This is a genomic window from Variovorax sp. NFACC27, from assembly GCF_048301545.1.
GTDB lineage: Bacteria > Pseudomonadota > Gammaproteobacteria > Burkholderiales > Burkholderiaceae_C > Variovorax > Variovorax gossypii.
Map to the genome: position 1 here is coordinate 3,972,685 of NZ_CP157613.1, position 20,975 is coordinate 3,993,659.

Below are 20,975 nucleotides of genomic sequence, written 5' to 3' on the forward strand. Positions count from 1 at the left end.
GCCGGCGTTCCTTTTTCTTCCGGGGTATCGAATGACACGACTCATCGTGATCGGTGCGCGCAAGACCGGCACCAGCCTCGCGCTGGTGCGCGCGGCACTCGACAGGCAGTTGCAGGTGACGGTGATCAGCGGGCCGAACGACCTGCTGCAGGGCGTGTTTCCTCCGGAGGTGGAAATCGTCAACCTGCAGACCGAGGCCGACGCGGTGGTCGCCTGGCTGCGCGACCGCCATCCCGATCCTGATCGCCGGTTGCGCGTTACCACGGCCAACGACGTCTACGCGCGGCTCGCGGCGCAGGTGGCCGAACAGCTCGGCCTGCCGGGGCCGGACGCCGCCGCAGTGGCGCGCAGCGTGTCCAAGGCCAGCCAGAAGGCGCTGCTGGCTGCGAGCGGCCTGCCGACCGCGAAGTTCGTCGACGGCACGCTGTCCGACTTGCCGGCGCTCTGGGACCGCGTGGGCGCGCTGCGCTTCCCCGTGGTGGTGAAGCCGTCCGAAGGCTCGGCAAGCCACGGGGTGAAGCGCTGCGCCGATGCGGGCGAGGCCAGGCGGCACGCAGAGGCGCTGGCCGACGAGCTGAAAGCCAACCGGCGCACCGGCCTGACCGACAGCGTGATCGTCGAGGAATTCCTCGAGGGCGCCGAATACTGCGTCGAGTACTTCGACGGACGGTACGTGGGCGCGATGCGCAAGCTCAAGCGCCGCGGCGAGGGTTTCCTGGAGCGCGGCTACACCTCCGAGCTCGACCTGGACGACACCGCCTTGCGCCGGCTGATCGACGCCGGCGCCAGCGCCATCGAACTCGCCGGCCTCTCGTGGGGCCCCGTGCACCTGGACTGCATCGTGCGCGACGGCGTGCCCTACGTGATCGAACTCAATCCGCGCATTGCCGGCAGCTTCATCTGCGACATCGTGCGCGACGGCTACGGCTTCGACATCGTCGCCGCGCTGCTCGACAAGCTCACGGGCCGCGGCGTGGACGTGCCCGACATCTTCGCGCCGCGCTCGTACGCGCACGTCGAGTTCCTGCTGGCGAGCGACCCGCTGCCGTGGGACTTCTCGTCGCCCGGCGAGCTGCGCAACGCCGACCTCCACATCACCTACGGACCGCAACGGCTGGTCCATCGCGAGCGGCGCGCGTACATCTACGTGCGCCGCCTGTTTCAACCCACCGCAGAGAAGAGACTCCATGAAGAAGCAGTTGCTTGATACCGTGGCCATCGTCGACGGCGCCTCGACCAGCGCGCACCTGGCGCCCGCCTTCCGCTCGTACGGCGTGCGCTGCGTGCACGTGCTGAGCAGCGAGTCGCTGCCGCAGCGCCTGCAGACGCAGATCAACCCGGCCGACTACGTGCGCAGCGTGGTGCATCGCGGCGACCTGCGCCAGACGGCCGATGCGCTGCGAGACCTGGGCATCAGCGTGGTGCTGCCGGGCGTCGACAGCGGCGTCGAGCTGGCCTCCAGGCTGGCCGATGCGCTCGAGGTGCCGCTGCGCAACCCGGTGGAACTCACTGCCGCGCGGCGCGACAAGTTCGAGCAGATCGAGGCGCTGCGGCGCGCCGGCGTGCGCACGCCGCAGCAGTTCCAGTCGCGCTCGCCGCAGGAGATCGCCGACTGGGCGCGGGCCCATGCGCGCCTGCCGGTGGTCATCAAGCCCACGCGCAGCTCCGGCGTGAAGGGCGTGAAGATCTGCCGCACGCAGGAACAGGTGGAGGAGGCCGCCCGCAACGTGCTGGCCATCAAGTCCTCGTACGACGAGGTGCAGGAGGACATCCTCGTGCAGTCGTACAGCGAGGGGCAGGAATACATCGTTGATTCCGTCTCCTTCGAAGGCCATCACAAGGTGGTCAGCCTCTGGGAGGTGGAGCGCGACCGCAGCCATTCGCCCCGGCTGGAGAAGATGCTCGTGGTCGACCACACGCGACCGCAGTACGCGGAAGTCATCGCCTACGCGGTGCAGGTGCTCGACGCCGTGGGGCTGCACTACGGACCGTCCCACCTGGAGCTGATCGTGACGGCCGAGGGGCCGACCATCGTCGAGCTGAACTCCCGCCTGCACGGCAGCCTCGACCCGCGCCTCACGACGGCCGTGACCGGCGAGAACCAGATCTCGGTGACGGTCGAGGCCTTCGTCAATCCGCAGCTCTTCAAGCAGACGCTCAACGAGCAGCCGCGCTTCAGCGGCTTCTGCGGCCACATCCTGCTGGTCTCGCCCAAGGCGGGCGTGCTCGCCAGGGACTTCGCCTGGGATTCGATCGAGCGGCTGCCGTCTTGCGTCAGCGTGAAGCGGTGGGTAAAAACGGGCGACCGCCTGAACGTGACCACCGACCTGCGCACGGCGCTGGGCATGGTGGGCCTGTTCGATGCCCAGTTCGACCGGCTCACGGCCGACTGGAAATCCATCCGCCAGATCGAGCACAGCTTCTTCTCCGACCCCGAAACGCTCGCTGCATGACTTCGCTGCTCGACACCATCGTCCCTCGAACCCTCACGCAGCTGGTGGAGCGCTTCACCGCCAGGCCGGCGACGCGCGTGGAGGCCTGGCTGTTCGAGGACGAGGCGGCGCGCCGCGGGGCGGAGAAGACGCTGGCCGCAGCGGGTGTCACGGCGGTGCTGCGCAGCGCGTACAAGCCGCTGGTGCATTTCTTTATCGAGGAGTTCGAAGGCGAAAGTCCCGGCGCGCGCGAGATCGTGGTACGCACGCCCGCCGGCAAGGGGCAGCGCTTCCGGCTCGAGGCCTATCCGCTGGCCGGGCTGATCGGCAAGAGGAACACGCTGCGCTTCGTCGAAGGCGACGAGCTCCAGTCGGACTACATCATCGAGGCCGGCGGCAGGCGCTGGCAGGTGTTCGCGCCGAACGACGGCACCGCATCGCCCTGCGGATGGCTGCGCGTCTGGCAGGGCGACGCGCTGGTGGAAGACGCGCCGCTGCGAACAGAGTTCGAGATCGCCTGCGAGGCCGCGCTCGACGCCGTGCGAAAGCACGAGTGGCCGGCCACGCTGCCCCTGTTCGACATGCTGGAGATCGACATCGCGACCACCGGCATCGAGCGGCGCCTGCCGTTCGGCGAGGAGACTATCAGCACCTTCGAGGCGCTGCACGAGGACAGCTACTACGGCGTGCTGGAATTCTTCAAGGCACGCGCAGGCCTGCCCGAGGCCGACCGCACGCTGCAGCCGGGGCAGATCGTGCCGCTGGTCTCGCAGGCCGACGGCGACACGCGGGTGAGGGTGCGGCTCGCACGGCACCGCCGCGTCGATCCTCCCGTGGACGCCGCGCTGGTGCTCGACGAAGCCGGGCGATCGCTCGCGCCCGTGGAGGTCGACCGCATCGTCGCGCAGTTGCCGGGAAAGCCGTTTTCCGTGACCTCGTTCCAGGGCCGAAAGGTCGCCGGCGTGCATGTGCGCGGCGCGCTGCCGGGCCTGGCGATCACGGCCGGGCAGCATGCGAACGAGAGTTCGGGCGTCGTCGGCGCACTGCGCGCGGCCCGCCACCTGAACACCCACCGCGACGCCCACTACGCACTGGTGCCGCTCGAGAACCCCGACGGCGCCGCGCTGCATTACCGCCTGCAGGCCACGCATCCGAATCACATGGCGCACGCGGCCCGTTATACGGCGCTGGGCGACGACCTGGAGGCCCGCACGAAGCCGCCCTTCGGAGAGAAGGCTGCGCGGCTCGAGGCCATCGCCCGCACCGGCGCGCGCCTGCATCTGAGCCTGCACGGCTACCCGGCGCACGAATGGACGCGGCCCCGCGCGGGCTACGTGCCGCTGGGCGGCGAGCTGTGGACCGTGCCCAAGGGCTTCTTCCTGATCTTCCGACGCCACCCCGGACTGGACGGCATGCGGTTCCTGCATGCGCTCACCGAGGAGCTGCATTCCGGTTCACCGGAGCTGGCCGAGTTCAACGCGTTGCAGCAGCGGATGTGGCATGCCCATGTGGGCGAGCTGCCGTTCGAGCGGATCAACGGCATTCCGTGCCTCGTCACGACCGATGAGCGCTCGACGGTGCCGTTCACGCTCGTGACGGAGTTTCCCGACGAGACGGTGCGCGGCGCCGCCTTCCGGCTTGCCCACACGACGCAGATGCGCACCGTGCTGGCCGCGGCGCGGCTCTACTGGAAAGGCCTGCTGGCCTGAGCCTGCGTCAGCTGCGTCAGGCGATCACCAGCGCGGCATCCACCCGACGCGCGCGGTGGTCGACGTAGTAGCCGCCGAACTCGGTGTAGCGCAGCACCAGCCGCTGGCAGGCCGTGCACCGGTACACGTCGCAGCGGTTGAACGGGAAGTGCGCCACCGAGATCGGCGCTTCGGCCGAGTCGTAGCGCGTGCCGCCGGGGTGGAACTCCTCGAAGGTCGGTTCGTCGACGCCTTCGGCGCGCAGCGTGTCGACGCGCTGCAGCAGGTCGGCGGGCCAGCGGTCTTCGGCGAAGCTTTCCCATGCATCGGCCCGATGCAGCCAGCAGCCGCAAGGGGAGACCCCGGATCGGTCGCCGGCTTCGGCGAGTTGTTTCAGTTCGTGGGCATTCAGCGGCATCTTCTTCGCGACAGGTGAAAGGAAAGGCAGTCAGCGAATATAGACGTCCGCGAAGTTCGCCTCCACGCCGTCGCCCGTGAGCGAATGGTCGTGCACCCGGCGGTTGTAGATGGTGAAGTAGGTGGGCGAGAGCAGGTTCAGGTCGGGCACCTCGACGCCGACGATGCGCTGGAACTCCTTGAAGAGGGCCACCCGCTTAGCCGGATCGATCTCGACCGCGGCGTCTTCCAGCAGCTTGTCGACCACCGGGTTGTCGTAGAAGGTGCCGTTCGAGAAGGGCACGCCCTGGCGGATGTTCTTCGACCAGTACAGGCGCTGCGAACCCACCGTGGGATCGAACAGGTTGCTGGTGCCGTTGATCGCCAGGTCGTAGTTCTGCTCGGTGTAGATGCGTTTCACGTACTGCGAGAAGTCCGTGGCGCGAATGTCGACCCTGATGCCGACCCGGCCCAGCGCCTGCTTCACGTAGTCGGCCAGGCGCTTGTGAACGTCGCTCGGGTTGAAGTCGAGCGCAAGCGTGAAGCGCGTGCCGTCGGCGCCGCGCGGAAAGCCCGCCTCGTCGAGCAGGCGCTCGGCTGTCTTCGGCGCGTAGGGGTAGGGCGTGGGGCGCGTGTCGTGGAATTCCTTGAGGCCGGGCGCGATGGGGGAATAGGAGATCACGCCGTAGCCGTAGAACACGTTGTCGCGCACCACCTCGCGGCTGACGGCATGCGCGATCGCCTGGCGCACCTTCAGCTCCTTGAGCTGCGGCTGGCGCAGGTTGAACTCCAGGCGCGTCACGTTGTAGGAATAGCTGTTGCCCTTGGTCTCGAAAGCCAGCTTCGGGTTCGCCTTCAGCCGTTCGATGTCGCCGGGCGAGACGGGCGTGCGGTAGCCGATGTCCACGTCGCCGGTCTCGAAGGCGATGGAGCGCGAGGCCGCGTCGGGAATGATCTTCACGATCAGCCTGTCGATGTAGGGCTTGGGCCTGTCCCAGTAGTCGGGATTGCGCTCGTACACGATGTGGCTGCCGCGCACCCATTCCTTGAACCTGAACGGGCCGGTACCCACGGGCGCCGAGCCGTTGGGGTTGCGCAGCACGTCGCCGCCGTTCTCGTAGAGATGCTTCGGCACGATGGGCGCTTCCGACGCGACGAAGGCCTTCAGCAGGTAGGGCGCCGGGCGCGACAGCTCGAGAACCGCCGTGTACGGGTCGGGCGTCTTCACGCGCTCCACCGGCGCGAAGGTGCTGCGGCCGCGCGGATGGTGTTCCTTCAGCAGCAGGATCGAATAGGCCACGTCGGCCGAGCTGAAGTCGCGCCCGTCGTGCCATTTCACCCCGCGGCGCAGGGTGAATGTGTAGGTCCGGCCGTCAGGACTCACCTGCCAGGCCGTGGCGAGCTGAGGCTGCGGCTTCAGGTCCTGGTCGTACTTCAGCAGGCCCTCGGTGACCTTCGCGCTGACAGCCAGCGTGGAGGAGTGCGAATGCGCGATCGACACCAGCGTGGGCGGCTCGTTCTGCAGCACCAGCGTGACCGTGCCGCCCGCCTGCGGGGCGGCCTGGAGCGCGTAGTGGGTCGCGAGCAAGGCCAGCGCGAGCAGCGCCTTGTGGATGGTGACGGTCTGGATCATCTTCGTGGGGCCCTGGAAGTCGGACCGCAATCTAGATGCGCGCGCGACGCCTGGCCAACGAAGCAAATCGGATATGCGTAGAAGGAAAGCTTCCTTCGATGCGTGAAGCCGCTCGTATAGCCTGACGGCCCGATTGACCGCCTCCTTCCAGAACCCTCTATGAACCTGCGCAGCGCAAGCCGCACGCTGGCGCGCACGGCGTGGCAGGCCGTGCCGACCGTCGTCGGCGTGATTCTTCTCAACTTCGTGCTGATGCAGTGGATTCCGGGCGACGCCGCCGACGTGGTGGCCGCCGAATCTGGCTCGGCCACCGCCGAGAGCATGGCGCAGCTGCGCAGCCACTTCGGGCTCGACCTGCCCGTGCTGCACCAGCTGGGCGCCTACCTCAACAACCTCGCGCACTTCAGCCTCGGCGTCTCGCCGCGCTACAACATGCCGGTGGTGTCGCTGATCGGCGCGCGGCTGGGCAACACGCTGCTGCTGATGGTCACGGCGCTGGCCTTCGCGCTGGCCATCGGCATCGCGCTGGGCACGATCATGGCCACGCGGGTAGGGCGCTGGCAGGACCGCACGCTCTCGGTGCTCGCGCTGCTGCTGTACTCCACGCCGGGCTTCTGGCTCGGCCTGATGGCGATCGTGCTGTTCTCGGTGCACCTGGGCTGGCTGCCCACCGGCGGCAGCGAAAGCATCGGCGCGGGCTACACCGGCTGGCGGCACGCGGTCGACGTGGCGCGGCACCTCGTGTTGCCGGCGCTGGCGATGTCGGGCTTCTACATCGCGATCTTCTCGCGCCTCACGCGCGCGGCGATGCTCGAGGTGACGCGCCAGGACTTCGTGCGCACCGCCGAGGCCAAGGGCCTGCACCCGTGGACCGTCAACCTGCGGCACGTGCTGCGCAACGCGCTGATTCCGGTCACCACCGTCGCCGGCATGCACTTCGGCACGCTGCTGGGCGGCGCCGTGGTGGTCGAGACCGTCTTCAGCTGGCCCGGCCTGGGCCGCCTGGCCTTCGATTCGGTTGCGGGCCGCGACTACACGGTGCTGCTGGGCGTGCTGCTGATGTCCTCGATGCTGGTCATCGTGGCCAACATGCTGGTCGACCTGCTGCATGCCTGGCTCGATCCGCGCATCCAGGTGCGCTGAGCTTCATTTCCGATCTTCCCGACTGCGATCCCCGATGTCCGCACAGTTCCCACTCGATACCGCCATCGCGCACCCGCCGGCCCCGGCGCCGGCTCCCAAGGCCGCAACCAGGCCCGCCGTCACGGCCAAGGCCGCGGTGGATGTCAAGCCGCTCTCCAGCCGCCATGCTGCGCTGCGCGCATTCGTGCGCAACCCGGCGGCGATGGCGGGCCTGCTGCTGCTGGCCTTCATGCTCGTGCTGGCGCTGGTCGCGCCGCTGCTCTATCCGGGCGACCCGCTGGACATGGTGGCGCAGCCGCTGCTGTGGCCGGGGCAGGACGCCGACTACCCGCTGGGCAGCGATTCGCTGGGCCGCGACGTCATCGCCGGCATTGCGCACGGCGCGCGCATCTCGCTCTCGGTGGGCGTGGTGGCGGCCGTGCTGAGCCTGGCGATCGGCGTCCTCGTGGGTGCCACGGCGGGTTACTTCGGCGGCCGCATCGACGACGTGCTGGTGCGAATCACCGAGCTGTTCCAGACCATGCCTTCGTTCCTGTTCGTGATCGTGGTGGTCGCGATCGGCCAGCCCTCGGTGCCGGTGATCGTGTTCGCCATCGGGCTCGCCTCGTGGCCGGTCATCGCCCGGCTGGTGCGCGCCGAGTTCCGCGCGCTGCGCGAGACAGAGTTCGTGCTGGCCGCGCGCAGCCAGGGCTTCAGCCATGCGCGCATCATCTTCCAGGAGATATTGCCCAACGCACTGCCGCCCGTGATCGTGACCACCTCGGTGCTGGTGGCCAGCGCGATCCTCATCGAGTCGGCGTTGTCCTTCCTCGGCATGGGCGACCCCAATGCGGTGTCGTGGGGCAGCATGATCGGGCAGGGCCGCGAGCTGCTGCGTACCGCGTGGTACCTCACGGCGCTGCCGGGCGCGGCCATCGTGCTGACGGTGCTCGCGCTCAACCTCGTGGGCGACGGACTCAACGACGCCTTCAACCCGCGCCTGAGGGGCCGCTGAAATGACGCTCGAACAGGTGAGCACCACCGCGCCGCTGCTCGACGTGCGCGGCCTCGATGTCTTCTTCCACGGATCGAACGGACCCATCCAGGCCGTGCGCGGGCTCGACCTCACGCTGCAGCGCGGCGAAACGCTGGCGCTGGTGGGCGAGTCGGGCTGCGGCAAGTCGACCACCGCGCTCGCGCTGCTGCGGCTTCTGGCACCCGGCACCGCGTTGCGCGGCAGCATCAGCTTCGACGGGCGCGACATCCTCTCGCTGTCGCCAGCGGCCCTGCGCGAAGTGCGCGGGCGCGAGATCGCGATGATCTTCCAGGAGCCGATGACCTCGCTGAACCCGGTGCACACCATCGGCGCGCAGATCGAGGAGACGCTGCGCCGGCACGAGAAGCTCTCTCCCGCGGCGGCCCGCAAGCGCGCGATCGAGCTGCTCGACCTGGTGCGCATTCCCGAGCCGCACCAGCGCATCGACGACCATCCGCACAATCTTTCGGGCGGCCAGCGCCAGCGCGTGATGATCGCGATGGCCGTGGCCTGCAGGCCGCGCCTGCTGGTGGCCGACGAGCCGACCACCGCGCTCGACGTGACCATCCAGGCGCAGATCCTCGAGCTGCTCGACGGCCTGCGCCGCGAGCTCGACATGGCGCTGCTGCTGATCACGCACGACCTGGGCCTGGTCGCGCAGTGGGCCGACCGCGTGGCCGTGATGTACGGCGGCGAGAAGGTCGAGGAGGCCCCAACCTCCAGGCTCTTCGCCGCACCGTCGCACCCCTACACCAAGGGCCTGCTCGGCGCGTCGCTGCACGCCGGCAGCTCACTGCACCATGCCGACGCGAGGCTGCCCGAGATACAGACGCGGCTCGACCCCGTCACCGGCGTGCGCGACTTCACGCTCCATGTGCCGCAACCCGCTTCGAAGGTACGGGCCCTGCCGGTTCGCGCGGCGGGGGGCGAGCCGCTGCTGTCGGTGCAGGAGCTGCGCACCGACTACCCCAGGCGCGGCGGCGGCGTGCTGCATGCGGTGGATGGCGTGTCCTTCGACATCCGCGCCGGCGAGACCGTGGGCCTGGTGGGGGAATCGGGCTGCGGCAAGTCCACGCTGTCGCGCACGCTGCTGCGACTGGTGAACCCGGCAGGCGGCCGCATCGTGTTCGATGGCACCGACATCGCCGGGCTGTCCGAGAAGGCGCTCAAGCCGTGGCGCCGCCGCGTGCAGATGGTGTTCCAGGATCCGTATGCCTCGCTGAACCCGAGGCGCAGCGTGTTCGACATCCTCGAATCGGTGCTGAAGGTGCACGGCGTGTCGGACCGCGCGGAACGCCACAGCCGCATCGCGGCCATCCTGGAGCGCGTGGGCCTGCCGGCGGACGCGGCACGCCGCTTTCCCAACGAGTTCTCGGGCGGCCAGCGCCAGCGAATCGGCATAGCGCGCGCGCTGGTGCTGCGGCCTTCGCTGGTGGTGCTCGACGAGCCCGTTTCGGCACTCGACGTGTCGGTGCAGGCGCAGATCCTGAACCTGCTGGTGGAGCTGAAGGAGGACTTCGGGCTCTCGTACCTGTTCATCTCGCACGACCTCTCGGTGGTGCGTTACATCGCCGACCGCGTGATGGTGATGAGCCAGGGAAAGATCGTCGAGACCGGCAGCCACCGGGACATCTGGGACCGGCCGCAGCATCCGTACACGCGCAGTCTGATCGCGGCGGTGCCGGGGGCGGAGCAGCGCAAGGCGGCCTGAGTATTTGCTTCCGGGCGTTCAGGGCGGATCAGATCCACCGCCTGACGTCGACATTGGGCAGGCCTTCGAGCAGCGCGATGCCTTGCTGCGCAACACCGACGGAAAGGGTTCTGGCTTGGGTTTGCAAGGCCGTGGATCGCTGTTGCACCCTGGCTCTCAAAGCGATGGCTGCCTGGTTTTCTGCCCTAGCCTCATTCATCAGCAGGCCTTTGTCGTGACCGTTCAGTTGATTTGCCCGCTGCCGCATCAACGTGGACATATTGGCTTGAAGCCGGGCAAACTCCAGTGCCCGCGGCGCGTCGACTGCCTGGTATCTGACCTGTTGAACGGCTGCGTCGGCGATCTGTCGCTCCCTTGCACTCATGAGCCGGTCGACGCCAATGCCGCCGATGGGGGCGTAGCTTGTCGCGTCCGAGCCATTCAGCGAGAGGAATGCGATGCGCCATTCGATGCGCATGTCCTTCGCCAGCACGAACTCGTAAAGCTTCGAGGAACAGCCGACCGGCATGTACCTCGGCGTGTTGGCGAGGCGCAGCAGCGACGATCCCGAGTCGCCATAGCAAGGGCTCTTCGAGAGCGCCAGCTCGACACAACGCAGCTGGTTTTCCTGCAGGTCGGCACCTCGCAGCAGGGCCGGCCAGCAGGCGATGAATATCTCCTCTGCGTGATAGCCGCGAATGTCGTTGACCTTGTTGGCTCGGCGCGAGCCTCCATCCGGCAGGTCGCAGCGCCACATCTCGGGCCGATCCGCAGGGTGAGGGTTGTACTTGTGCTTCGGGGCATTGGAGCCCTCCGACCACAGATCGCGAAGCGTGCTGTCGTCCTCGTTGAAACGCATGACCAGCCCCACCGTGTTCGGCCCGGCCTTGGCTTGCATGTCGTCCACCGCCTGCCGGAAGGCCGGCGTCGGCTGTATAGCGCGTTTGGGCATGTCCGCGACCCTTTTTGAACCATCGACAGCGCGGATCGTAGGGAGGCGATGGCGCCGCGGCCATACCCGAAAACGGGTAGGCCGGGCTCCGGCCTGTAGGCGCGAAGGCAACGCGGCCTGAGCCGCCGGCCGCCGAAAAAATCAGTCGCCTCCGCACCCGCTGCGCTGGAGCACGGGCAGCAGTTGCGGCCCCAGCGACTTCAGCAGCTGGGTCGGCAGCGCGCTCGTGAACCGGTAGCGGGCGGCATAGGGTTCGTGCACATAGGCCATGACGGTGCCGAAGTAGCGCTCGCCGATCATGAACACGAAGGTGGCGGAGCGGTCGATCTTGCGCTCGGAGATCACCCGGCCGCCGCGGCCGGTGCGCTCGTAGCGGTGGTCGCCGGTACCGGTCTTGCCGCCGATGTCGATCGCGCGGCCGTTCGCGTCCGCGAGCGCGCCTTTCAGGCGCCTTGCCGTGCCGTCGTTCACAACCTCGAAGAGTGCCCGGCGCAGCGTCGCCGTCACTTCCGCCGGCAGCACCCGCTCGGGCTTCGCGTTGCGCGGCTCCAGGCGTGTCTCGTAGGGCGTGTCGCGCGCGAAGTGCAGTGCCTCGACCCGCTGCGTGGGCAGCCGCACGCCGTCGTTCACGATGATGCCCATCAGCTCGGCCAGGGCGGCCGGCCGGTCGCCCGACGCGCCGATGGCACTGGCGTACGACGGCGTCAGCGAGGCGAACGGGTAGCCCTGGCGCTGCCATGAGCGATGGATCTGTGCGAAGGCGTCGAGCTCGAGCAACTCGCGCAGGCGCCTGTCCTGCGCGCTCTTGTGGCGCGTCTTGAAGAGCCAGGCGTAGACCTCCTGGCGTTCGCCCGCGCTCGCGTCCAGCACATCGGCCAGCGTCGCGCCCGGGTGGCGCCGCAGGAATCCCACCAGCCAGAGCTCCAGCGGATGCACGCGGGCGACGTAGCCGCGATCGGCCAGCGACAGGCCGGCGTAGGTGGTGCGCAGCGCCTTCAGCTCGCGCGGCGAGGCCGCGCCCCGGCCGAGCTGCCGCGCGAGCAGCTCGTCGAGCCGTGCCTCGCTGGCATCCGGTTCGATCGTGAACAGCACGCTCGCCAGGCGCGGCGCCGAAGGCCTGAGGCCGCGCAGCAGCAGCGCCTCGGCTTCCGCGGCGCTGCGGTTCTGGTACTTGCGATGAAAGCGGACGAGGAAGGCCGAGCCCTCGCGGTCGGCGAAGCGCGCGAGCAGCTCGCGCCGGCGCGGGTCGGCGGGGTCCTTCAGCATCCGCTCGGGGTCCGTCGCGCCGCCGAACATGCGGTGGCGGACCAGGTCGCGCATCAGGCGAATGAACACCAGGTTGACCGAGTGCTTGAAGCCTTCGCGCACCGTCATCGAGCTGCCGTTGCGCGAGCGCTCGAAGTTCTCGAACTGGTGCAGCCCGCCGCCGGTGAAGAAGGCCTCGCCCGGATTCGCGGAGTATTTCCGCTCCATGGCCGCCTCGAGCATCGGCGCGAGCCGGCGGTCCTTGGCCCGCAGCAGGTATTGCCGCGCCCAGGTGCCCAGCGGGTCGCGCGGGCTGGGCGCCAGCGCCGACAGCTCGGCCGTGCTCAGGCCAGACCAGCTCGCGTGCAGCTCGGCCACGAGCTCCAGGTAGCTCACCAGGGTGCGCAGCTTGGCGGTCGAGCCCAGGTCCAGCCGGGCGCCCTGGTTCACGTCGAACGGCTGGTCGATGCTGTCGGCCTGCACGCGCAGCAGGTTGGCCCCGGCGCCGCGCTCGAACAGCGTGAAACTGTAGACCAGCGGGCCCGGGTCCGCACCCGGGTCGAGCATGTGCGAGCCGTACAGTCCCGCCGCCCTGGCCGCGGCGGGTGTGCGCAGGCCGGCCAGCACCCGGGCCGCCACGGCCTGCGCCTGGCTGTCGAGACTGGTTTCGGCCTCGAGGTCGAGGCGCTCCAGGTCGTAGGCGCGCGGCACGTCGAGCAGCGTGGAGATATGCGTGCGCAGCGCGGTCGTGGCCTTGCGCTGCACGAAATCCGGCCGGGGCGTCGGCGGCAGCTCGGGCTGCAGATGCAGGGGAAGCGGCAGTGCCGCATCGCGCAGGGTAGGCGTGATCAGGCCGGCCTCGGCCATCAGCCGCAGGTAGCTGTCGGTCAGCCGGGCCAGGCCCTCGCCGTCGCCGAGCAAGTGCTGCGAGGGGCGGCGCTGCGCGATCATCAGCGACAGCGCTTCCTTGAAGGCGCCGGCCTGGCGTTCGAGCGCCTCGGGCGTGGGCGCGGCGCCTTCGGCGTCGTCGGCCAGCAGGCGGTTGACCTCGCGGAAGTCGCGCCCGTACCAGGCCCACAGGCCGTCGCCCAGGCCGTGCACCTCGCCGATGCCCGGGCGCGCGGCCAGCGGCACGGTGTCGAGGTAGTCGACGACGATCTGGCGCCGCCGCGCCTGCGTGTCCTCGCCGTCCTGGTAGGCGCGCAGCGAGGCCGACGCCATCTGGCGCAGCTTCTCGCCGACCGACCCGGTGCGGCCCTGCGGCGAATGGCGGTACTTCTCGATCTGGGTGGCCAGCGTGCTGCCCCCGCTCGCCGTCCGGCCCAGGCTGACCGTTCGCAGAGCCTGCTCGAGCACCGCCTTCGCGAAGCGCTCCGGGTCGATGGCAGGGTTGCGCTGCACCGGCTGCGCATCCAGCAGGTGGCGGTCCTCGACGAAGAGCAGGGCGCTCACCAGCAGCGGGGGCACGTCCTCGAAGCGCTCGTAGGCGCGCCCGGGCACGCGCGTGTGCAGCAGCGCTTCGTTGCGGCAGTCGCGCACGCTCAGGCCAGCCTGGTTTTTCTCGCGGTAGGGGGCGAAGAGCCCGTGCTCCTGCAGCTCGATCAGCCGCGGCGACATGCGCGCCTGGCGGGTGACGGCATAGCCATGGAGCTGCAGGCGGTCGATGAAGTCGGGAAGCTGCCGGTAGCCCAGCCGCTCGTCATGCGGCCCGGTGCGGGGAAAGCGGATGGCGTCGCTGGGGCCTGCGTCGACGCTGAAGCGGGCGTCCCTGGCAAGGTCGCGCCAGAAGGCCGATTGCAGCCGCGAGGTCTTCAGCTCGTCCGCCACGAACACGACAAAAACTCCCCCCACGGCGAGCCCTGCGCCGACCCAGAAGAGCTTCTTGAACCATGCCATGCTCTGCCTCGCGAACAGTCTGCACCGTGGGTTCGTCAGCCACCATGATGCGCCTTTCGCGGGCTTTTGGGTTGGGCATGGCGAGGCGGGATGGCCCGCCCCGCGATCTTCAGGCCGGCACGCGGCCCGCGACAGTCTCCGCGAGAAAGGCTTCCACCGTGCGCGGCGGGCGGCCGAGGACATCGGCCACGGTGTCGCTCACTGGCTCGGCTTCGCCGGCGACGATCAGCGCCGCGAACTGGGCGTGCACGCGGGCGATGTAGGGCGAGGGCGCATTCGCCGCCTGCCGCTGCTGCTGTGCCTGCGCGGACAGCGGCGTGGCGACGATCCGGCGCCCCGTGAGCCGCGACGCGATGCTCGCGATCTCGTCATACCCAAGGGCGCTGCCGCCCGTGAGCACCCATGGCTCGGTCGAGGCCTCGCGGGAGGCCGGCTGCTCGAACAACGCCTCCACCGCCACGTCCGCGATGTCGCGCGCGTCGATGAAGGCGACCTTCGGATCGCCCGGCGGCGCATGCAGTTCGTCGCCGGCCGCGAGCTCCGATGCCACGCGCGCGAGCATCACCTGCATCCATGCGTTCGGGCGCAGCACGCGGTGGGCGATGCCCGAGCGGCGCAAGGCGGCCTCGATCTCGCGGTGCGCGTCGCCCGAGAGCGAGCGCCCGGGCGGCTCGACGGTCCAGTGCGAACCCGAGAGCTTCACGATGCGTTCGACGCCCGCCGCCGCGGCCGCCTCGATCACCGCGATCTGCTGATCGGCCAGCGTGGGCGTGATCGGGGAGAGCAGGAAGAGATGGGACACGCCTTCCAGCGCACGGCGCAGGGTGTCGCCGTCGTCGAAATCACCGACGGCCGTTTCGGCGCCTTGCGCCCTGAGGCCGTTGGCCCGCGCGGGATGGCGCGTGAGGGCGCGCACCCCGGCACCGCGCGCGAGCAGGCGCGGCACCAGCAGCTGCCCCAGCCGGCCGGTGGCGCCCGTTACCAGGATGCGAGGTGGTGAGCTCATGCGGCGGCCGCCAGCGCCACGGGTTCGGCGTGCCCCACCTGCGCATGCAGCGCGCGCAGCGGCGCATGGTCGACCCAGGCGTCGAGATCGAAGTCCGCCGGCAGGAAGCCCCACTCCAGCAGGAAATCCTTGAAATGCCCGATGGCCTCGACCAGCGGCGCATCGAGCCCGATGCCCAGGTGCCGGTGCACATCGGGGCCGTTGGAGGCGAGCACTGCTTCCTCGTTGGTGGCGATCTCGCGCGCGACGAAGCGCAGCGTCTCGTCGGGATGAGCCTCGGCCCAGCGGCCCGCGCGCGCGACCACGTCGAGCAGGCGCACCACGAGGTCGGGACGCTGCCGCGAGAGCGCGTCGTCCACCGTGAGCACCCGCGGCGTGCCGTTGTTGATGCGGATCTTCGGATCGGGATAGTTGCCGAACTCCGCGACGACCTGCGCGCCGATCAGGTTCGCCACCACGATGCCTTCGGCGCCCTTGAGGAAGATCGCATCCACCTCGCCGCGCACCAGTGCCTCGACCTCGCGGAAGTACGGATGGCGCCGGCGCAGCCCGAAGAGGCTCGGGTCGCCCTGCGCGACGATGACCGACTCTTCGATCGGCAGCTCCACCAGCGTCACGTCGCCGGTGGAGAGCCCGGCCAGCGACAGGCCCGACACGATGCCCTTGAGCGCCGTCGCGCGGTGGAAGTCGATCAGGTCGTTCACGCGGCGCGGCACCGCGAGGCGCCGGCCCGCGAGCGCTTCGGCCGATGCGATGCCGCTGCCCGGCAGCGTCACGATGGCCTGGAACTCGTCGGTCCAGGTGATGGCCACCAGCCGCGTGGCACGCCCGTTGGCGCGCGCCCAGATCGGCGGGATGTTGCCGCCCTGGCGGAAGGACCAGGCCAGGTGATGGTCGAAATGGCTCTCGCGGATGCTGCGGTCCTTCGAGTCGATGATCGATTCGATGGCGATGCCTTCCTCGGCGAAGGACTCGGCCAGCCAGCCCTGCCGGGCGGCGATGCCAAGGGGGGAGGGCACGGGGCAGCGGGTGTACCAGAGCACGCCGGGGCTGGTGCCGGTGTCGGCGGGGGACGAAGGCGAAGTCATTGAGTGTGTTCCTCGGGTTCAGGCGCCGATCCACGCGCCGGCCAGGTTGCCGGCGATGCCGTCGGCGCTCACGGTGTGGCCGTGCACGCGGCGGTCGGCGATGGTGTAGTTGTCGATGGCCAGCAGCGTGATGTCGGGCAGGTCGCGCACGATGTGCCGCTGGAACTCCGCGAAGGCCTGGCGCCTGCGGCCCTCGTCCACCTCGACGGCCGCTGCCTCGAGCAGGCGGTCGACCTCGGGGTTGCTGTAGCCCGAGCCGTTCGAGAACGGCAGGCCCTTCCTGAAGTTCTTCGACCAGTACAGGCGCTGGATGCCCACGGTCGGATCGAATGTGTTGCTCATCACGCTCACGTGCAGGTCGAAGGCGCGGTCGGCGTACACGCGGCGCACGTAGGTTGCGAAGTCCTGCGAGTTGATGGTGACCTCGATGCCGATGCGGCCCAGGCTCTGCTTCAGATACTCGGCCGTGCGCTGGCCGCCTTCGTTGGGAATCGGCACCAGGCCGAGCTTCAGCCGCAGGTTGCCGCCGGCCCTGCCGCGCGCGAGGCCCGCCGCGTCGAGCAGCGCCTCGGCCTGCTTCAGGTCGTAGGGCAGCACGGGCAGGTCGGGCACGTAGAACTTCTTCAGCGCCGGATGCACCGGCCCCGGGATCAGCGTGCCCTGGCCGTACCACACGGTCTTGCGCACCACCTGCCGGTTGATGGCGTACGCGATGGCCTGGCGCACGCGCAGGTCCTGCAGGGCGGGGTTCTCCAGGTTGAACTCCACGCGCGAGACGTTGTTGATGTACTGGTAGCCGTTGGGCTCGAACACCAGGTTCGGCTTGGCGCGCAGCCGCTCGACGTCGCCCAGCGGCACCGGCGTGCCCGGGCTCAGGTGCACCTCGCCCTTCTCGATGGCGGCGGCGCGGGCCGCCGCGTCGGGAATGAAGCGCACGATCAGCCGGTCGACGTAGGGCCTGGGGTTGTCCCAGTAGTTCGGGTTGCGCTCGTAGGTCACGTGGCTGCCGCGCACCCACTCCTTGAACACGAAGGGGCCGGTGCCGACGGGCGCGTTGTTGGCGGGGTTGGCATCGGCCTTGCCGCTCTCGTACAGGTGCTTCGGCACGATGGGCGACTCGGAGGCCGAGAGCGCGGTGATCAGGTAGGGCACCGGCTTCGACAGCACCAGCACGGCCGTGAACTCGTCCGGCGTGCGCACCTCGGCCAGGCTGGAGAAGGTGGCGCGCCCGCGCGGGTGGTATTGCTTCAGCAGGCCGATGGAGTGCGCCACGTCGGCCGAGGTGAAGGGCCGGCCGTCGTGCCACTTCACGCCGCGGCGCAGGCTGAAGGTGTATTGCAGGCCGTCGCTGCTCACGGCCCAGGCGGTGGCCAGCTGAGGCTGCGGCGCGAGGTCGAAGTCGTAGCTCAGCAGGCCTTCGGTGACCTTGGCCGAGATCAGCACCGACGAGCCCGCCGAATGCGCGATGGTGGTGAGCGTGGGCGGCTCGGGGTCGATCAGCACGGTGAGCGTGCCGCCGCGCACCGGAGCACCGGTAGTGGTGGTGGCCGCGGGCAGCCCCTGCGCCCACGCGGGCGCCAGGCCTGCCAGGCCCAGGCTCGCGCCGCCCTGCAGGAAGAGGCGGCGGTGGATGGCGTTGTCGTTCATGTTCTCAGGCCCTGATGTAGATGTCGGCGAAGTTGCCCGAGAGCCCTTCGGCGCCGACCGTGTGGTCGCCGATGCGCCGGTTCGCAACCGTGACCTGCGCCACGGCCACGAGCCCGATGGTCGGCAGCTCGGCGGCGATCACGCGCTGGAATTCGCTGAAGAGCGCACGGCGCTTCGCAGGGTCGTTTTCCACCGCCGCGGCCTCCAGCAACCGGTCGACCTCGGGGTTGTCGTAGTGCGCGCCGTTCGAGAACGGCACGCCGGGGCGGAAGTTCTTCGACCAGTAGAAGCGCTGGATGCCCACCGTGGGGTCGAACATCTGGCTCATGCCCTGGTTGTTGAAGTCGAAGTCGCGGTCGGTGTACACGCGCTTGATGTAGCTGCCGAACTCCTGCGTGCGCACCGTCACGTCGATGCCCACGCGCGCCAGCGCCTGGCGGATGTACTGGCCCACGCGGTTGCCGCCGCCGTCGAAAACGTCGTGACTCACGCGAAAGCGCACGCCGTCGGCGCCGCGCGGAAAGCCGGCCTCGTCCAGCAGTGCCTCGGCGCGCTTGCGGTCGAAGCGCGGCACCGCCACCGTCGGGTCGTGGAAGGCCTTGAGCACCGGCGAGATCGGCCCGGGCGCGGCGATGCCGTAGCCGTACCACACGGTCTTCAGGATCACCTCGCGGTCGATCGCATGCGCCACGGCCTGGCGCACCTTCGCGTGCTTGAAGTAGCGGTTGTCGAGGTTGAACTCGATGCGCGTGGTGGAGTTGTTGAAGTACTCGTTGCCGCGCGTGTCCAGGCCGAGGTGAGGCTGGTCCTTCAGGCGGTCGAGGTCGGGAATGGGCACGGGCGTGGCGCCGGCAAGGTCGACCGTGCCGCTCTCGAGCGCGGCGGCGGCCGCCGCCTGGTCGGGAATGAAGCGCACCACCAGGCGGTCGATGTACGGCTTGCCCGGGTCCCAGTAGTTCGGGTTGCGCTCGTAGATCACATGGCTGCCGCGCACCCATTCCTTGAAGACGAAGGGGCCGGTGCCCACGGGCACGTTGTTGGCCGGATGGGTGGCCAGGTCCTTGCCCTCGTACACATGGCGCGGAACGATCGGCGACTCCGCCGCCGCGAGCGCGGTGAGCAGGAACGGGGCAGGGCGGCTGAGCACCAGCACCGCCGTGTGCGCATCGGGCGTGCGCACCTCGGACACGCTCGCGAAGGTGGCCCTGCCGCGCGGATGCGAGGCCTTGAGCGCGAGTATCGAGAATGCGACATCGGCCGAAGTGAAGTCGCGCCCGTCATGCCACTTCACGCCGCGCCGCAGCCGGAAGGTGTATTGCAGGCCGTCGGGCTGCACCTCCCACGCTACCGCCAGCTGTGGGCGCGGGCGCAGCTCGAAGTCGTAGCTCAGCAGGCCTTCCACCGCCTTGGGCGAGACCAGGAAGGTACCCGCGGCGGAGTTGACAAGCCCGACCAGCGTGGGCGGCTCCAGCGCCGTGAGCAGGGTGACGACGCCGCCCTGCGCGCGGCGCGGCGCATCGGCCGGGGTTGCGGCGGTGGCCGCCAGTGCCGGTGCAGCCAAGGGCAGGCCGAGACCGCCGAGGATGCGCCGGTGAAAGCGCCGTCGGCTGATGGGTAGCGTGGGCTTCATGCCGCGCCGCTCCCTCCGAAACCGGGCGGTGCGATGAAACCGCCGTAGACCTGCTCGAGCAGCTCGGCGAAGGCGATGGTCGTGCGATCCTCGAGATAGGGGCCGACGGCCTGTGCGCTCACCGGCAGGCCGTCTTCGTCGAGCCCGACCGGGAAGCTGGTGGCCGGCAGGCCCGGCAGCACCGGCAGGCCAGCCCAGTGGAACAGGTCCAGGAAGCGAACCTCGCGCGTGCCGTTCTCGAAAGCGACGGGATAGGTGCGCTCGTCCTTCGGCTCGGTGTGGTTGTGGCGGAAGGCCGGAAGCGGCGCGACCGGTGTCACCACCACGTCGAAGTTCTCGAAGAAGCGCTCCCACTGGTGGCGCAGCGCCACACGGCGCTCGTTGTCCTTCAGCCATTCGCCGTGGCGCAGCGTGGGCGCGCGCAGCCATGCGGCATCGGCGCTGTCGTCGTCGGGCGAGAGAGCTTCCAGTCGCTTCTGCGCCGACTTGCTCAGCGTGGGCGGCGTGGCCAGCGATGAACCCAGCAGGCTGCGGTAGACGCGGTGCGACTGCGTGAGGTCGGGCAGCAGGCCGGCCGGCAGCTCAGAGGGCCGCGTCACCTTCACGCCCTGCGTGCGCAGGCGCTCCACCACGCGATCGACCACCAGCGCCTCGTGCAGGCTGCGCGCGCTGCCGGGCCACTGGTCGATCACCAGCACGCGGAAATCGCTCAATTTGGCGTGGCGCGCCGGCGGCAGGGTCGCCTTCCAGGCCTTGGCGGCCAGCGGCTCGAGGTTGACCAGCAGGTCCAGCGCGAGCCCGAGGTCGGACGCGGTGCGCGCCAGCGGGCCGGCCACGGCGAGGTCGCGATCGGCCAGCCGGCCCGAGGGCACGCCGGTGCCGCGCAGCGCGACGAGACCTGCCGTCGGCTTGTGGCCGTACACGCCGTTGAAGTGCGCCGGAATGCGGATCGAGCCGCCGATGTCGGTGCCCAGCTCCAGCGCCACGTAGCCTGCCGCGAGCGCGGCGGCCGAGCCGCCCGAGGAGCCGCCCGGCGTGCGCGCGGTGTCCCAAGGGTTGTTGCTCACGCCGTAGACGTCGTTGTAGCTCTGCAGGTCGGCGAGGGCCAGCGGCACGTTGCTCTTGCCGACGATCACCGCGCCGGCGCCGCGCAGCGCCGCGACGGCCAGGGAGTCCTGCGCGGCCACGTTGTTCGCATAGTCCGGGTTGCCGCTGCTCGTGACGTAGCCGGCGACATCGAACGATTCCTTCACCGTGATCGGCACGCCGAGCAGCGGCCGCCGCTCGCCGCGCGCCAGGGCTGCGTCGGCTTCGCGGGCCGCCGCGCGGGAGGCCTCGTCGTCGCGAACCACCACTGCGTTGAGGTCGTTGTCGAAGCGGCTGATGCGCGCGAGCACATGCTCCAGCAGATCGACTGCCGACACGCGGCCGGCGGCCAGCGCCTCGGCCTGCGCGCGGGCACTCGCGAAGGTCAGCGAATCCAGAAGGGTGTGATGAAGGTCCTGGGTGGTCAT

The 20,975-nt window shown here is 69.7% G+C and carries 15 protein-coding genes; 6 read left to right on the forward strand and 9 right to left on the reverse strand.

All coding sequences use genetic code 11. From position 1 onward, the window contains the following. Positions 1 to 31 precede the first annotated feature (31 nt). The 3 genes from ABL840_RS18615 to ABL840_RS18625 are packed head-to-tail and all read left to right on the forward strand — an operon-like array spanning position 32 to position 4,141. The gene (locus tag ABL840_RS18615; protein WP_093307150.1) at positions 32 to 1,207 is read left to right on the forward strand and encodes an ATP-grasp domain-containing protein; all 1,176 of its coding nucleotides are present in this window, start codon (positions 32 to 34) and stop codon (positions 1,205 to 1,207) included. Next, positions 1,188 to 2,453, forward strand: coding sequence for an ATP-grasp domain-containing protein (locus tag ABL840_RS18620; protein WP_093307151.1), 1,266 nt, complete (start codon positions 1,188 to 1,190; stop codon positions 2,451 to 2,453). The genes ABL840_RS18615 and ABL840_RS18620 overlap by 20 nt, the downstream gene beginning before the upstream one ends. Next, positions 2,450 to 4,141, forward strand: a complete 1,692-nt coding sequence (locus ABL840_RS18625; RefSeq protein WP_093307152.1) for a hypothetical protein — start codon at positions 2,450 to 2,452, stop codon at positions 4,139 to 4,141. Before ABL840_RS18620 ends, ABL840_RS18625 begins: the two co-directional genes overlap by 4 nt. A 16-nt stretch (positions 4,142 to 4,157) precedes the next feature. Here ABL840_RS18625 and ABL840_RS18630 read toward each other — a convergent pair whose 3' ends face one another. Both ABL840_RS18630 and ABL840_RS18635 read right to left on the reverse strand, forming a co-directional pair. Beyond that, a complete protein-coding gene (locus ABL840_RS18630; protein ID WP_093195151.1) occupies positions 4,158 to 4,538 on the reverse strand; it encodes a hypothetical protein in 381 nt (126 codons plus the stop codon). Positions 4,539 to 4,568: 30 nt separating this feature from the next. Beyond that, positions 4,569 to 6,149 (reverse strand): ABC transporter substrate-binding protein, encoded by a 1,581-nt coding sequence (locus tag ABL840_RS18635; RefSeq protein WP_093307153.1) that lies wholly within the window; start codon positions 6,147 to 6,149, stop codon positions 4,569 to 4,571. A 159-nt stretch (positions 6,150 to 6,308) separates the two neighbouring features. Here ABL840_RS18635 and ABL840_RS18640 point away from each other — a divergent pair, with 159 nt between their 5' ends. Genes ABL840_RS18640 through ABL840_RS18650 form a run of 3 tightly spaced genes read left to right on the forward strand, consistent with a single transcriptional unit; the run spans position 6,309 to position 10,018 of the window. Next, a complete protein-coding gene (locus ABL840_RS18640; protein ID WP_093307154.1) occupies positions 6,309 to 7,292 on the forward strand; it encodes an ABC transporter permease in 984 nt (327 codons plus the stop codon). 34 nt (positions 7,293 to 7,326) lie between these two features. Further along, positions 7,327 to 8,286: an ABC transporter permease gene (locus ABL840_RS18645; protein ID WP_418116327.1), complete on the forward strand. Its 960-nt coding sequence runs from the start codon at positions 7,327 to 7,329 to the stop codon at positions 8,284 to 8,286. Position 8,287: 1 nt separating this feature from the next. Continuing rightward, the gene (locus tag ABL840_RS18650; protein WP_093307155.1) at positions 8,288 to 10,018 is read left to right on the forward strand and encodes an ABC transporter ATP-binding protein; all 1,731 of its coding nucleotides are present in this window, start codon (positions 8,288 to 8,290) and stop codon (positions 10,016 to 10,018) included. A gap of 28 nt (positions 10,019 to 10,046) precedes the next feature. Here the strand turns inward: ABL840_RS18650 and ABL840_RS18655 are convergent, their stop codons facing one another. The 7 genes from ABL840_RS18655 to ABL840_RS18685 all read right to left on the reverse strand — a co-directional run bounded on the left by ABL840_RS18655 (position 10,047) and on the right by ABL840_RS18685 (position 20,975). Beyond that, positions 10,047 to 10,949, reverse strand: coding sequence for a hypothetical protein (locus ABL840_RS18655; protein WP_093307156.1), 903 nt, complete (start codon positions 10,947 to 10,949; stop codon positions 10,047 to 10,049). A 141-nt stretch (positions 10,950 to 11,090) separates the two neighbouring features. After that, positions 11,091 to 14,090, reverse strand: a complete 3,000-nt coding sequence (locus ABL840_RS18660) for a transglycosylase domain-containing protein (RefSeq protein ID WP_093307157.1) — start codon at positions 14,088 to 14,090, stop codon at positions 11,091 to 11,093. Between the two features lie 109 nt (positions 14,091 to 14,199). Continuing rightward, a complete protein-coding gene (locus ABL840_RS18665; RefSeq protein WP_093307158.1) occupies positions 14,200 to 15,096 on the reverse strand; it encodes an NmrA family NAD(P)-binding protein in 897 nt (298 codons plus the stop codon). Then, a complete protein-coding gene (locus ABL840_RS18670; protein ID WP_093307159.1) occupies positions 15,093 to 16,184 on the reverse strand; it encodes an ABC transporter substrate-binding protein in 1,092 nt (363 codons plus the stop codon). The genes ABL840_RS18665 and ABL840_RS18670 overlap by 4 nt, the downstream gene beginning before the upstream one ends. 18 nt (positions 16,185 to 16,202) lie before the next feature. Next, positions 16,203 to 17,831, reverse strand: coding sequence for an ABC transporter substrate-binding protein (locus ABL840_RS18675; protein ID WP_093307160.1), 1,629 nt, complete (start codon positions 17,829 to 17,831; stop codon positions 16,203 to 16,205). Positions 17,832 to 17,835: 4 nt separating this feature from the next. Further along, positions 17,836 to 19,461, reverse strand: coding sequence for an ABC transporter substrate-binding protein (locus tag ABL840_RS18680; RefSeq protein ID WP_093307161.1), 1,626 nt, complete (start codon positions 19,459 to 19,461; stop codon positions 17,836 to 17,838). Continuing rightward, positions 19,458 to 20,975, reverse strand: a complete 1,518-nt coding sequence (locus tag ABL840_RS18685; protein WP_093307162.1) for an amidase — start codon at positions 20,973 to 20,975, stop codon at positions 19,458 to 19,460. The genes ABL840_RS18680 and ABL840_RS18685 overlap by 4 nt, the downstream gene beginning before the upstream one ends.